The organism is Rhodococcus sp. KBW08 (assembly GCF_003852455.1).
Taxonomy (GTDB): Bacteria; Actinomycetota; Actinomycetes; order Mycobacteriales; family Mycobacteriaceae; genus Rhodococcus_F; species Rhodococcus_F baikonurensis.
In genome coordinates this window covers 160,938-173,900 of the sequence record NZ_QAJJ01000012.1, presented here as the reverse complement: position 1 = coordinate 173,900, position 12,963 = coordinate 160,938, and the positions used below count along the sequence as shown (strand labels likewise).

The window sequence follows — 12,963 nt, the reverse complement described above, 5'->3', positions numbered from 1 at the left end:
CACTGACCTGCGCTTTACCCAGCTTCACGAGAGGACTAGCTTCGCGATGACGACAGTCGAGGTACCGCACAGCTCGCGATCGGCGGTACTCACCGTGTCCGGAGTCATCGAAGAGACTTCCGACGCCCGGTCGCTGGTGTTCGAGATTCCCGCAGAACTGAAGGACAAGTTCGACTACAAGCCCGGTCAATTCCTGACCCTGCGCATCCCGAGCGATCAGACCGGCTCGGTCGCACGCTGCTACTCCCTGGCCAGTTCGCCTTTCACCGACGACGCCCCCAAGGTGACCGTCAAGCGAACCGTCGACGGTTACGGCTCCAACTGGTTGTGCGACAAGCTCCAGGTCGGCGACACCATCGAAGTGCTGCCGCCGTCAGGTGTCTTCACGCCCAAGTCGCTCGATCACGACTTCCTGCTCTTCGGTGCGGGCAGCGGAATCACTCCGGTGATCTCGATCCTCAAGTCCGCCCTCACGCAGGGCAACGGCAACGTCGTGCTGATCTACGCGAATCGCGACGAGAAGTCCGTCATCTTCGGCGCCGAACTTCGCGAGTTGGCAGCGCAACACCCCGGCCGCCTCACGGTGGTCCACTGGATCGAAACCGTGCAGGGACTCCCCGCCGTCTCACAGTTGGCGACACTGGCCAAGCCATTTGTCGCGTACGAGGCCTTCATGTGCGGTCCAGGCCCCTTCATGGACGCCGTCCACAAGGCACTGGCAGAGGCCGGCATGCCCCGCACGCAGGTTCACGCCGAGGTCTTCAATTCACTCGCCGGCGACCCGTTCCGTGACGTCGAGGTAGCCGAGGTCTCCGACGAAGAGGCAGCCGACGCCGCAACCGTCGAGGTCGAACTGGACGGTGAAACCCACACCCTCGTCTGGCCGCGCAAGCAGACGCTCGTCGACATCATGCTCGCCAAGGGCCTCGATGTTCCGTACTCCTGCCAGGAAGGTGAGTGCGGGTCGTGTGCCTGCACCGTCACCGAAGGCGAAGTTCAGATGGACAACTCCGAAATCCTCGACGCCGAGGACGTGGCGAACGGCTACATCCTCGGTTGCCAGGCGAAGCCGATCACCGATCACCTGAAGATCGAGTTCTGAACCCTGCTTCGATGCATGACGGCCCCTGATTCCCTGCGGAATCGGGGGCTTTGTCATCATCCGAGCCATCTTCGGTCTCCCGCCCCGACACCCACGCAGGCGCCGTCGTGGGCAACCGCCACAGTGCGAAGATCAGTACCAGGGTCACGATCAGGAAACCCTCCCGCAGGACCAACCCCACCGGCAGCAGGAGAGGCGACGTCTCGATGAACTGCTGGCCCATACTCGGCCCGCAGTAGACGATTGCCAAGCCCAGAGCGGCCGAACCGAACTGCAGCGGCGATCGAAGCCGAAAGAGAACCGTGACGGCAGCAGGCACGAGATACACCCAGTGGTGAATCCAGCTGATCGGCGAAAGAATCGGCGCGCTCAATCCGATCACCAACGCCGCATCGACCGCGCGCCCGACGCGATAGACGTCTCGGGCGATCCAGAGCGCTACCGCCGCACACAGCACTGTCAACGGCATCGTCAGAGGCGCTGTCCATGTGCCCAGTGCCGCAAGTCCGCCCTGCAGCGAACTGTTGCCGGCGCTCGCGATCGCCTGCCCACTCAAATCCACCCGGTCACTGAGATTCCAGACGACGTCCGACCAGAAGGTCCAGCTGACGGCCGGGTCCACCACTGCCGCGACGGCAGTCGCCGCGGCAAATCCGATCGAACTCCAGATCGCGAGTCGCCACTGCTTCGTGACGACGAAGTAGACGACGAACAGCGCCGGCGTCAGCTTGATCGCGGCCGCGATACCGATCAGAAGTCCTCGCGGAAACCACCGGCCGAACCTCGAATGCTCACTACGGGTCACGTCGAGCAGTACGAGCACCATGAGCACCAGGTTCACCTGGCCGAAAGAGATGTGTGCACTGACGATGGGCGTCACCGACACGGCCAGGACCAATGCCGCCATGACGAGCGGCCTCTTCGGGACGCGAGCGGGAGTGAACCTCGCAACCGTCCACACCACCGCCGCGATGCACAAGCCCGACCACAGCAGATAGGCCGTCCAACAGCCGAAGAGAACAGTCGGCCAGAGGAAGATCGCCGCGAACGGGGTGTAGGTGAACGGCATGCCCTCGTCGACGATCAACGGGCCGACAAGATTGCCCTCGTAGATGTTCGATCCCGCTGCGAATGTCTGGGCGGCGTAGCGGTAGACGAGAAAATCTACGGGTTCGACGGCTCGAACGGAGTACACCAGATAACACAGAGCTGCGACGCCGGCAGCGATCAGTGAACCGATCGTCACAATTCGAGACGCCTCGACACGGGTGGCGGGCATACCGAGAATCGTCCCACAACCTACCGAGCGGTACTTCGCTAGCGGGCCGTTCGGAAGTGCGCTCGCTCGTCTGCGGTCAGGTGTTCGCACGCGTAGCTCAGCGCTGTGCGTCCCATGTCTGCTGCATTCTCTGCGAGGAAGTCGGTCAACAAATCCCGATCCACCCGTTTGCCGACCTCGCGGAGCATCCAACCCATGGCTTTCTGTGTCAGGTCCCGTCGATCGCCCAGCACCTGCGCGGCGAGTTCGAGCGTGGTCGACGCGTCGCCACGAGTGATGAACCCGTACGTCGTCAGCAGCGCCACCCGTCGTCGCCACAGGTCACCCGAATCGGAAAGCTCGAAGATCAGCCGACGATCTCGGTCGTACAACCAGCCGCCGAGGATCTGTCCGGCGGACGAATCCACGAGATCCCAATTGTTCACCCGCCCGTCCTCGACAGCGCCAAGATAGAAGTCGGCAATGCGGGCGCGACTCTCGCCGTCGAAAAATTTTGGGCGACTGCCCTTTTCGAATTGAGCAACCAGGATCAGCAGCCCGGCCAACCGATGCTCGTGGACGTCGCTGTCGAGAAGGAGGCGTACCTGAGGCAACGCGAGACCGACATGTTTCTTCACCACCGAACGCGTCTTCGGCACTCGCACTCCGATGAACACGTCACCCTCGCCGTACTCCCCCGGCCCCGTCTTGAAGAACCGCTGTAGGTGGACGGCATCCGCGGGATCCGCGAGATCGGCCAACTGCTCGATCACGTCCTGGGCACTCGATTGCGTCACTCCAGAACCTTCTCACGGGCTGCGGTGCGAACTCTTCGATTCTCTCAGTGTTCTCACACCGTGCGCCCTGCTCGGCCACAGGTCGGCAGACGACACTCGAGGACAGTCAGTGAAAGGACCACCCATGATCACCGCCGCTATCGCATTCACCACTCTCACCCTCATGGCACTCTCGGGACATATCGCGGCAAGCGCTCCGCGCGGCCTCGTGGCAATCCGGACGAATGGTCACAAATCTTGATATTCAAGCCTCCGTACCGCTTCTAACTGCAACGCGAATGCAATTGGCGGAGAGTTGATCTCGATCTGCCGCGGGCGTGTACTACAGGTGGACACACTCTCGTCTTTGGAGGTCTCGTCATGAAGTCGTGGAATCGAATGCAAGATGCCGTCGCGGTGGTTCTCGGCGTCTTTGCGGCTCTCTCGCCGATGTGGCTCGACACCACCGATCGGGCAATGTGGTCACTCGTCGTCCTGGGTGTCCTGGTTGCACTGTCGGGTCTGGCACACATGGCTCGTCCGGACATGGCCATGGCGGATTACGCGATGGGCGTGTTCGGCGTCTTGATGTTCATTTCACCCTGGGTCATGAACTTCGACGCGCTACGCGGTGCGTCGTGGACGGCCTGGGTGGTCGGGGTCCTGACCGTTGTGGTCGCGGTGAGTGCGATGCCGGTGATGAGTGCGCGGATGCATCACGGGGGTCACGGCGGCGTAGCTGCCCATTGACACGGCGGCGTAGCCGCCCATTGACAGGGCGGCGTTGCTGCCCATTGACAGGGCGGCTGGATCAGGCTTTGATCGCGCCCAACAACCGCCCGGCGTCGAAGGCTTCGGCGCTGGGCGGTAGTGCGCCCGGACGACCGCTCACGAACACCTCGACGGTTCCCGATCCTTCGCCCACGGCACCGAGCCCGTCGATCCGCCGCAGAGTCTGTCGTGCAACGGCTTCGGCGCTGTCGAATAGTGTGACGCCGGCGGGTAGCCGCGCTGCGATTTCTTCGGCGAGCAGTGGGTAGTGGGTGCACCCGAGGACAACGCCGCTGACGTCGTCCGGTGTCCGGGCAACCGCGGAATCGATGGCAGCGAGTGCGGCTGCGCGATCGCCGAGATCTATCGAATCGGCGAGGCCGTGGCACGGCACTCCGACGATCTTTGCGCCGTTGCCGAACTGTTCGATCAGATCAGCTTGGTACCGGCTGGCGGTCGTGGCGGCTGTAGCCCAGATCGCCACGGAATCGCACGCGGCGGCGGCGGGCTTGATCGCGGGCACCGTTCCGATGACCGGCACACCCGGTCCGACCAGTTCGCGGACGTGCGGCAGCGCGGTGACGCTGGCGGTATTGCACGGAAGAACGATGACCTGTGCCCCACGATCGAGGCTCCGCCGCACAGCACCGAGCACCCGGTCGACGACCCACGGCTCGGGCTTGGGTCCCCAGGGGGCGCCGTCCGGATCCAGGGACAGCACCAGATCGAGATCCGGGCGCAGGCGTCTGAGCCACGCAGAGGTAGGCAGCAGGCCCAGTCCCGAGTCGATGAGTGCAACGATCACCGCACAAATCTATCGTCTCGGAACCGGTCATGCCGCATCCGTTCAGGCCGGTGTGGACTCCAACACGTCCGAGATGGGCGTGCCGGCCGCGATCTTGGCGCGCATCTTCATCACCGCTCCCGCACTGCCTCCGCCGACGACAGCCGCCAACACGCCGTCGCGCTCGTAGTAGGCGACGAACTTGCGGCCGTCGTCCTTGACGATGTGAACGGTGTCCGTGGGTGCGACGGTGCCCAATGCCTGGATCTTGACGTCGTACTGATCGCTCCAGAAGTACGGAACCTGCGCCGGAGCATCCGGATCACCCGTTCCGGTGATCGCTCCCGCCAGGATCTTGGCCTGGTCGCCCGCATTGGTCCAGTGTTCGACGCGCTTGCGTCGATCACCGATCTGCCAGGACGCGACGTCGCCGACCGCCCAGACGTGTTCGGTACTGGTGCGGCCGACGCCGTCGCAGAGCACTCCGTTGTCGAGTTCGATTCCCGAACCGTCGAGCCACCCCGTTACCGGCACCGAACCGACTCCGATCGCGACCACGTCGACCGGGATCTCCGAACCGTCGCTCAAGGTCGCAGCGGCAACCGCTCCGTCGCCGGACAACGAGGTCAAGCCGGTACCGACGCGGACGTCGATTCCCTCGTTCCGATGCAGACGTTCGACGAGGGCGCCGACAGTGGGGCCGAGTACCGACGCCAGCGGCGTCGGCTGCGGTTCGAGCAAGACGACGTCGACGCCGTGAGACTTCATGCTTGCGGCCAGTTCACAGCCGATGAAGCCGGCCCCGACGATCAGCGCACGCTTGCCGGGGGCCAGATCGGCGCGAAGAGCCAACGCTTCCTCGATGGAGCGCAGAACGTGCACCCCCGAGAGGTCCGGAAGGCCGGCGATGCGACGCGGCGTCAGTCCGGTCGCGATCACCAACTCGTCGTAGTCCAGGGTGGATCCGTCGGCGAACGCCACCGACTTCGCCGCAGTGTTCACGGACGTCGCCGGCGAACCGAGCTTGAGGTCGACCTTGTTCTCGACGTAGAACTCGGCCGGACGCAAGGTCGTCTGGTCCTTGTCACCGCGGATCACTTCCTTCGACAACGGAGGCCTGTCGTAGGGCAGATGCGTTTCCCCACCGGCGAGCGTCAACTCACCCTCGAAACCCGCTCGCCGTAGTTCCTCGACGGTCCGCAGTCCCGACAAACCCGCACCCACGATCACTATCCGTGCCACCACGTACCACCCTGTCCGACCCACGTCACTTGCAGCGCTCACTATGAACGCCGTCACTATTTGCCTCCGACTCTGCCATACCAAATGCCGGAGTAGGTGTGGTGCATCCCGCATGGCCACCTACCAGTCACTACAGTTGGAGGTACTTCAGACGCACGCACTGACACATGAGCAGGGAGCCCCCATGACCAGCGATTCCAGTGAAAAGAACAGCGTCCGATTCGGCGCCGACGGTGGCGCGGAACTAGTCAGCACCCAGGGCAAGACGATCATCGCCGACGCCGTGGTCGCCAAGATCGCCGGTATAGCAACACGCGAGATCAACGGCGTGTACGACGTCGGCGGGGGCACAGCGCGTGCGGTAGGGGCACTTCGCGACCGCATTCCGGGCGCCCGCGTCAACCATGCACAGGGAGTGGCGGTGGAAGTGGGCGAGAAGCAAGCCGCCATCGACATCGGCATTGTCGCCGAATACGGCGTCGCACTCCACGAACTGGCGGTGGGTATCCGTCGAAACGTCATTGCCGCAGTCGAAAGCATGACCGGCCTCGAGGTCACCGAGGTCAACATCACGGTCTTCGACGTCATGCTCTTCGAGGATGCCGAGAGCGGCGGCAGTACCGATCCGGAAGCCAAGCCGAGGGTTCAGTGAGTACCGCCGACGCCGGCCGCGAGATCGACGCGGCCGAGGTTGTCGCCGACGCAGTTCTTGCGATCCCGGAAGTGGCAGATCTACACGGCGGACAGTTCGGCGAGGTGGGAACCTACCTACCGGGACGCCGAATCACCGGCGTTGTCGTCGACGAAAACTCTTGTGCTGTACACATTTCCGTTCACTACCCGGCCGACGTTCGCAGCGTCGCCGAACGCGTCCGAGCGGTGGTGGCGAGATTGGTCGACGTACCGGTGAACGTGACGGTCGGAGACCTGTCGACCGCGGGATACCTACCGGATGTTTCCGAAAGTGCAGTCACCGAGCCTGCCACCGTCACCGACATTGCACCGAACATTCGAGAAGGGAACTGACATGAACAGCACCACCGTCGGACTGCTGGTCGGTCTGCTCCTCGCGCTCGCCGGAATCATGGGTGGGTTCAGCGGATTCGTCTTCGCAGTCCTGCTCGGCGCCGCCGGTATGGCGATCGGAGCACACCGCGACGGGCATCTCGATCTCGGCGCGATCCTCCGAAGCCGTGGCCGTGGCTGAGCCGTCCGATCCCAGCGCAGCGGACGATCCTGGCCTACGCGGCTCGTTGGTCATCAAGGACCGTGCGATGGCCAAGATCGCCACGGCCGCAGCGGTGAACGTTCCGGGAGTGGTCCGTCAGTCAGGCGGTTTGACCCGCCTGACCGGGCGCGACCTTCCGCGAGCCGACATCTCGATGGGCAGTGACGCCGTGGCCATCAATCTGTTCCTCGCTGTGTCGTGGCCGTGTTCGGTCACCGACCTGACGGGCCGCGTGCGGGCAGAAGTCGGACGCAGTGTCGAGTCGCTGACCGGCCTGCCCCTCCACGACATGAACGTCATGATCGCGGCAACCGAGGGCACCGACGAGTCATGTGCTTCGGGCGTCGAAATCGCCGAAGGCCCGGCGCAGGAGGCACTCTCGGATCCGATTCCACCCCGAGTTCCCTCCGCGAACCCGGCGGCCGCGGTTTCGGCCGTCGTCATCGCGTGCGGTCTACTCGCACTCGCCTTCGTGGTCTCGCGCGAATGGTTCATCAACCGTGGAACTTTCGAATCGGCACCCTGGATCCGAAACTCCGTGGAGTGGACGTCGCGGCTGCACTGGCAACCTTGGCTGCTTCCGGTAGCGATCGCTGCCGTTGTCGCGGGTGTGGTCCTGATAATGTCGGCGATCAAACGTCGTGCGAAAACCCATGTCCCACTGGGTAACCCGAAAGCATCGACGGTATGGATGCGACCGACGGACATTGCACGCCTGTGCAGTAGCCACGCAGCGGTCGTTCCCGGCGTCGATTCGGCCCACACGAGCGTCGACCGCAGACACGTCAAAGTCCACATCGAATCGACCGGTGGCGATCGGGCCGAACTTGCCGCGGCCGTGGACGCGGCAGTACGACCACATCTCGCAATACTGCAGCAGCCACTGCAACTTTCGGTTGTCGTGCGAGAAGCTGCCGTACGACGAAAGGACGCGTCGTGAACCGTTGGATTTCCGCGGTCGATCGGACCATCGTCCTGATTTTCGGAATCGCGCTCCTGGCGGCAGGCGCCTACGCCATCGCGTGGGACGCAGGTGCCTCACTGATTCGAACCTGGGTGTCACGACTCGATCGGGAGGTCCTCTTCGGCCTTCCGGAGGAGCCTTGGTGGCACTGGGTGCTGTCCGGCACCTTCGTACTCTGCGTCTTCACCGGTTTCGGGCTGTTGTACCTTAACCTTCGCCGGCGCCGAACGAGCGCAGTCACGTTGCGGCACAACGAATCCGGCACCGACGTCAGTGTGGATCTGGGACCAGTCGCCGACGGAGTGGCCTCCGAACTCGCGCAACTGCCGGGCGTGCGAAGCACCCGAAGCAAAGCGACGGTCGATCGCGGACTGCCGACGCTGTGCGTCATCGTCACGGCGGACCCGGCGATCGACGTCGTCGGCTTCACTACTCAGGCCGAAGGCATCGCCCGTGCGACCAGGCGAAGCCTCGACGGCTCACCCGTCGCGGTACAGGTCCTGTTACATCTCGACCGGGTCGAAGCAACGAAGTAGGCAAGAACCTCACCAGCCACCAGACCGCCTGCCCACAGACACAGAAAAGGCGCTCACTCCCCGAAGGGAATGAGCGCCTTTTTCAGTGCTGTGAATCAGCTAGCGAGACAAGAGTCTCACTTGATGATCTTGGCAACCTTGCCGGCGCCGACCGTACGGCCGCCTTCGCGAATTGCGAAGCGCAGGCCCTCGTCCATGGCGACAGGCTGGATGAGCTTGACGGACATCTCGGTGTTGTCACCGGGCATGACCATCTCGGTGCCCTCAGGCAGCGTCACGACGCCCGTAACGTCCGTGGTACGGAAGTAGAACTGCGGGCGGTAGTTGTTGAAGAACGGGGTGTGGCGGCCGCCCTCGTCCTTCGACAGGATGTATGCCTGGCCCTCGAACTCCGTGTGGGGAGTCGTGGTGCCCGGCTTGACGACAACCTGTCCACGCTCGACATCTTCGCGCTTGATGCCACGAACGAGCAGTCCGACGTTGTCGCCGGCCTGGCCCGAGTCGAGCAGCTTGCGGAACATCTCGATACCCGTGACCGTGGTCTTGGTCGAGGTTTCCTTGATGCCGACGATCTCGACCTCTTCGTTGACGTTGACAACGCCACGCTCGATACGACCGGTGACAACGGTGCCACGGCCGGTGATCGTGAAGACATCCTCGACGGGCATGAGGAAGGGCTTCTCGGTCTCACGAATCGGGTCCGGGATGGACTCGTCGACAGCAGCCATCAGGTCGAGAATGGACTGCGTCCACTTCGGGTCACCCTCGAGTGCCTTGAGTGCCGAGATCGGAATGACGGGGGCTTCCTCGTCGAATTCCTGAGCGGCCAGCAGTTCGCGGACCTCCATCTCGACGAGCTCGAGGATCTCGTCGTCGTCAACCATGTCGGCCTTGTTCAGGGCGACGAGGATGTAAGGAACGCCAACCTGGCGAGCGAGCAGGACATGCTCGCGCGTCTGGGGCATCGGGCCGTCGGTAGCTGCGACGACGAGGATAGCGCCGTCCATCTGAGCTGCGCCGGTGATCATGTTCTTGATGTAGTCGGCGTGACCCGGTGCATCGACGTGCGCGTAGTGGCGCTTTTCCGTCTGGTACTCAACATGCGAGATGTTGATCGTGATGCCACGAGCCTTTTCCTCGGGAGCCTTGTCGATCTGATCGAAGGCCGAAGCCTCGTTCAGGTCGGGGAATGCATCCGCGAGAACCTTGGTGATGGCCGCCGTCGTCGTGGTCTTGCCGTGGTCGACGTGACCAATGGTGCCGATGTTCACGTGCGGCTTCGTCCGCTCGAACTTCGCCTTCGCCACTTTGTGTCCTCCTGGACTGTTGTTGCTTGCCGTATGCAGCAGTGCGGTTGGTTGTTACTTGGTCGTGCTTCGTGCCGGAAGAAACCGAGGTCGCTTGCCGGCGCGGGCTGGGGAGCTCGCTGTGCTTACTCGCCCGTCGCCTTGGCGATGATTTCCTTCGAGACGTTCGCGGGAACCTCTGCGTAGGAATCGAACACCATGGAGAAGTTCGCTCGGCCCTGGGTCTTCGACCGCAGGTCACCGATGTAACCGAACATCTCCGAGAGCGGAACCAGCGCCTTCACGACACGGGCACCACTGCGTTCCTCCATGGCCTGGATCTGGCCACGGCGGGAGTTGAGGTCGCCGATCACGTCGCCCATGTACTCCTCGGGCGTTGTGACCTCGACAGCCATGAGCGGCTCGAGAATGACGGGGCCGGCCTTGCGGGCGGCTTCCTTCAGTGCCTGCGAACCGGCAACCTTGAACGCCATTTCCGAGGAGTCGACGTCGTGGTAAGCACCATCGAGCAGCGACAGCTTCAGGTTCACGAGCGGGTAGCCGGCGAGAACACCGTACTGCATCGCGTCCTGCGCACCGGCATCCACGGAGGGGATGTACTCGCGCGGGATACGTCCGCCGGAGACCTTGTTCTCGAACTCGTAGGTAGCACCGTCTTCGCCCACGAAAGGCTCCAGAGCGATGATGACCTTTGCGAACTGGCCCGAGCCACCCGTCTGCTTCTTGTGGGTGTAGTCGTGCTTCTCGACCTTCTTGGTGATGGTCTCGCGGTACGCAACCTGCGGCTTACCGACGTTCGCCTCGACCTTGAACTCGCGGCGCATGCGGTCGACGAGGATGTCGAGGTGGAGCTCGCCCATACCACCGATGACGGTCTGGCCGGTCTCTTCGTCGAGTTCGACCGAGAAGGTCGGATCCTCTTCGGCGAGCTTCTGGATCGCGACGCCCAGCTTTTCCTGGTCGGACTTGGTCTTGGGCTCGATGGAGACCTGGATGACCGGCGCGGGGAACGACATCGACTCGAGGACGATGGGGCTCGCCTGATCGCACAAGGTGTCACCGGTGGTGGTGTCCTTGAGGCCGATCATCGCGTAGATGTGGCCGGCTACGGCCTCGTCTACCGGGTTCTCCTTGTTGGCGTGCATCTGGAAGAGCTTTCCGATGCGCTCCTTCTTGCCCTTGGTGGCATTGAGCACCTGAGCACCCGGATCGATACGACCCGAGTAGACGCGCACGAAGGTCAGCTTGCCGAAGAACGGGTGAGCAGCGATCTTGAAGGCGAGAGCCGAGAACGGCTCGTCCTTGCTCGGCTTGCGAGTGATCTCTACTTCTTCGTCACCGAGCTTGTGGCCGATGACCTCGCCGATGTCCAACGGGTTCGGAAGGTAGTCGATGACAGCGTCGAGCATGGGCTGAACGCCCTTGTTCTTGAACGCGGAGCCACAGAGAACCGGGTACAGCTCGGAGGCGACCGTCATCTTGCGGATGGCGCCCTTGATCTCCTCGATGGTCAGCTCTTCGCCGCCGAAGTACTTCTCCATGAGAGCTTCGTCGGACTCGGCAACCGTTTCGAGCAGCTTCTCGCGGTACTCGGCGGCCTTCTCGACGAGATCCGCGGGGATCTCCTCGATGGTCGGAGCGGTTCCCGTCGGGACCACGCCGCGCCAGGTGATGGCCTTCATCTCGACCAGGTCGACGACGCCGTCGAAGTCGTCCTCAGCGCCGATGGGCAGCTGGAGAACGAGCGGCTTCGCGCCCAAGCGGTCGATGATGGTCTGGACTGTGAAGTAGAAGTCCGCGCCCATCTTGTCCATCTTGTTGACGAAGCAGATGCGCGGAACGTCGTACTTGGCAGCCTGACGCCAAACCTGCTCGGACTGCGGCTCGACACCCTCTTTACCGTCGAAGACAGCAACTGCGCCGTCGAGCACGCGCAGCGACCGCTCCACCTCGACCGTGAAGTCGACGTGGCCGGGGGTGTCGATGATGTTGATCTGGTTGTTGTTCCAGAAGCAAGTCACGGCGGCAGACGTGATCGTGATGCCGCGTTCCTTCTCCTGCTCCATCCAGTCCGTCGTCGACGCACCGTCGTGCGTCTCACCGATCTTGTAATTGACACCGGTGTAGAACAGGATGCGCTCGGTGGTGGTGGTCTTGCCGGCATCGATGTGCGCCATGATGCCGATGTTGCGGACCTTGTTCAGGTCAGTCAGCACTTCCTGTGCCACAGGTTTCTTCCCCGCTCGTTGCTTGGTTTTCGGGTGTCGGCCTTATCGGTGTGTTCCACCGTCAGGGCCATGGTCTTTCAATTATGTCTCTGCCGAGGCGAACCTGGCCACCTGCGTCCGGAATCCGGCGAGATGAACAAGTCGCCAACGGCGACAAGCGTCGGAGCCCCACCCGATGGCAGTTGCTCCGACGCTTTACATCACCAGCGGTAGTGGGCGAATGCCTTGTTGGCTTCGGCCATCTTGTGAGTGTCTTCGCGACGCTTCACAGCTGCACCGAGGCCATTGCTGGCATCGAGGAGCTCGTTGGCGAGACGCTCGACCATGGTCTTCTCACGACGTGCACGCGAGAAGGTGACCAGCCAGCGCAATGCCAGCGTGGTGGAACGACCGGGGCGAACCTCGACCGGCACCTGGTAGGTAGCGCCACCGACGCGGCGGCTACGAACCTCGAGTGCAGGCTTGACGTTGTCCAGGGCGCGCTTGAGAGTGACGACCGGATCGGTGCCGGTCTTCTCGCGTGCCTGCTCGAGAGCCTGGTACACGATTCGCTCTGCGGTGGACTTCTTGCCGTCCAGCAGGATCTTGTTGACGAGCTGCGTCACCAACGGGGAACCGTAAACCGGGTCGTTGATGAGCGGGCGCTTCGGAGCGGGGCCCTTACGTGGCATTAGCTCTTCTCCTTCTTGGCGCCGTAGCGGCTGCGTGCCTGCTTGCGACCCTTGACACCCTGGGTGTCGAGGGAGCCGCGGATGATCTTGTAGCGG

14 protein-coding genes and 1 pseudogene are annotated in these 12,963 nt (G+C 63.1%); 7 read left to right on the top strand and 8 right to left on the bottom strand.

Annotated features, from left to right (window positions below; genetic code table 11):
* Window positions 1-46: 46 nt before the first annotated feature.
* Window positions 47-1,102 carry a ferredoxin--NADP reductase gene (locus tag DBV08_RS17560; RefSeq protein WP_095970470.1) on the top strand — a complete coding sequence of 352 codons (1,056 nt, stop codon included), beginning with the start codon at window positions 47-49 and terminating at the stop codon, window positions 1,100-1,102.
* On the opposite strand, the gene DBV08_RS17555 is transcribed toward DBV08_RS17560, so the two are convergent.
* Both DBV08_RS17555 and DBV08_RS17550 read right to left on the bottom strand, forming a co-directional pair.
* Window positions 1,074-2,381: a glycosyltransferase 87 family protein gene (locus DBV08_RS17555; protein WP_124568252.1), complete on the bottom strand. Its 1,308-nt coding sequence runs from the start codon at window positions 2,379-2,381 to the stop codon at window positions 1,074-1,076. The two genes, DBV08_RS17560 and DBV08_RS17555, sit on opposite strands and share 29 nt — an antisense overlap.
* Window positions 2,382-2,419: 38 nt before the next feature.
* On the bottom strand, window positions 2,420-3,157 hold the full coding sequence (locus DBV08_RS17550; RefSeq protein ID WP_124568251.1) for a DNA alkylation repair protein: 738 nt from the start codon (window positions 3,155-3,157) through the stop codon (window positions 2,420-2,422).
* 360 nt (window positions 3,158-3,517) lie between these two features.
* Between DBV08_RS17550 and DBV08_RS17545 the strand changes: the two genes are divergently transcribed.
* Complete coding sequence (locus tag DBV08_RS17545) at window positions 3,518-3,886, top strand: SPW repeat protein (protein ID WP_019744276.1); 369 nt, start codon at window positions 3,518-3,520, stop codon at window positions 3,884-3,886.
* 61 nt (window positions 3,887-3,947) lie between these two features.
* Here DBV08_RS17545 and DBV08_RS17540 read toward each other — a convergent pair whose 3' ends face one another.
* Window positions 3,948-4,712 carry a glutamate racemase gene (locus tag DBV08_RS17540; RefSeq protein ID WP_124568250.1) on the bottom strand — a complete coding sequence of 255 codons (765 nt, stop codon included), beginning with the start codon at window positions 4,710-4,712 and terminating at the stop codon, window positions 3,948-3,950.
* A gap of 42 nt (window positions 4,713-4,754) precedes the next feature.
* On the bottom strand, window positions 4,755-5,990 hold the full coding sequence (locus tag DBV08_RS17535; RefSeq protein ID WP_260395622.1) for an NAD(P)/FAD-dependent oxidoreductase: 1,236 nt from the start codon (window positions 5,988-5,990) through the stop codon (window positions 4,755-4,757).
* 127 nt (window positions 5,991-6,117) lie between these two features.
* Here DBV08_RS17535 and DBV08_RS17530 point away from each other — a divergent pair, with 127 nt between their 5' ends.
* From DBV08_RS17530 to DBV08_RS17510, 5 genes are read left to right on the top strand one after another with little or no spacing between them, the layout of a single operon-like run.
* Window positions 6,118-6,585, top strand: a complete 468-nt coding sequence (locus DBV08_RS17530; RefSeq protein ID WP_003941912.1) for an Asp23/Gls24 family envelope stress response protein — start codon at window positions 6,118-6,120, stop codon at window positions 6,583-6,585.
* Window positions 6,582-6,959, top strand: coding sequence for a hypothetical protein (locus tag DBV08_RS17525; protein ID WP_124568249.1), 378 nt, complete (start codon window positions 6,582-6,584; stop codon window positions 6,957-6,959). Before DBV08_RS17530 ends, DBV08_RS17525 begins: the two co-directional genes overlap by 4 nt.
* A 1-nt stretch (window position 6,960) precedes the next feature.
* Window positions 6,961-7,140: a hypothetical protein gene (locus tag DBV08_RS17520; RefSeq protein WP_003942043.1), complete on the top strand. Its 180-nt coding sequence runs from the start codon at window positions 6,961-6,963 to the stop codon at window positions 7,138-7,140.
* On the top strand, window positions 7,127-8,101 hold the full coding sequence (locus DBV08_RS17515) for a DUF6286 domain-containing Asp23/Gls24 family envelope stress response protein (RefSeq protein WP_124568248.1): 975 nt from the start codon (window positions 7,127-7,129) through the stop codon (window positions 8,099-8,101). Before DBV08_RS17520 ends, DBV08_RS17515 begins: the two co-directional genes overlap by 14 nt.
* The gene (locus DBV08_RS17510; protein WP_124568247.1) at window positions 8,098-8,661 is read left to right on the top strand and encodes a hypothetical protein; all 564 of its coding nucleotides are present in this window, start codon (window positions 8,098-8,100) and stop codon (window positions 8,659-8,661) included. Before DBV08_RS17515 ends, DBV08_RS17510 begins: the two co-directional genes overlap by 4 nt.
* Window positions 8,662-8,777: 116 nt before the next feature.
* Here DBV08_RS17510 and tuf read toward each other — a convergent pair whose 3' ends face one another.
* The 4 genes and pseudogenes from tuf to DBV08_RS17490 form a co-directional block, all read right to left on the bottom strand.
* Window positions 8,778-9,968, bottom strand: a complete 1,191-nt coding sequence (gene tuf, locus DBV08_RS17505) for an elongation factor Tu (RefSeq protein WP_003941926.1) — start codon at window positions 9,966-9,968, stop codon at window positions 8,778-8,780.
* A gap of 125 nt (window positions 9,969-10,093) precedes the next feature.
* Window positions 10,094-12,196, bottom strand: a complete 2,103-nt coding sequence (fusA, locus tag DBV08_RS17500) for an elongation factor G (protein WP_007728394.1) — start codon at window positions 12,194-12,196, stop codon at window positions 10,094-10,096.
* 200 nt (window positions 12,197-12,396) lie between these two features.
* Entirely contained in the window at window positions 12,397-12,867 is a 471-nt protein-coding gene (gene rpsG, locus DBV08_RS17495; RefSeq protein WP_003941856.1) for a 30S ribosomal protein S7, read from the bottom strand.
* A pseudogene (locus DBV08_RS17490) lies at window positions 12,867-12,963 on the bottom strand (30S ribosomal protein S12); the annotation flags it as partial. The gene rpsG and the pseudogene DBV08_RS17490, both read right to left, overlap by 1 nt.

Coding starts and splice junctions, on each gene's coding strand:
- DBV08_RS17560 (WP_095970470.1), top strand. CDS start 47: ATGACGACAGTCGAGGTACCGCACAGCTCGCGATCGGCGGTACTCACC.
- DBV08_RS17555 (WP_124568252.1), bottom strand. CDS start 2,381: ATGCCCGCCACCCGTGTCGAGGCGTCTCGAATTGTGACGATCGGTTCA.
- DBV08_RS17545 (WP_019744276.1), top strand. CDS start 3,518: ATGAAGTCGTGGAATCGAATGCAAGATGCCGTCGCGGTGGTTCTCGGC.
- DBV08_RS17530 (WP_003941912.1), top strand. CDS start 6,118: ATGACCAGCGATTCCAGTGAAAAGAACAGCGTCCGATTCGGCGCCGAC.
- DBV08_RS17520 (WP_003942043.1), top strand. CDS start 6,961: ATGAACAGCACCACCGTCGGACTGCTGGTCGGTCTGCTCCTCGCGCTC.
- rpsG (WP_003941856.1), bottom strand. CDS start 12,867: ATGCCACGTAAGGGCCCCGCTCCGAAGCGCCCGCTCATCAACGACCCG.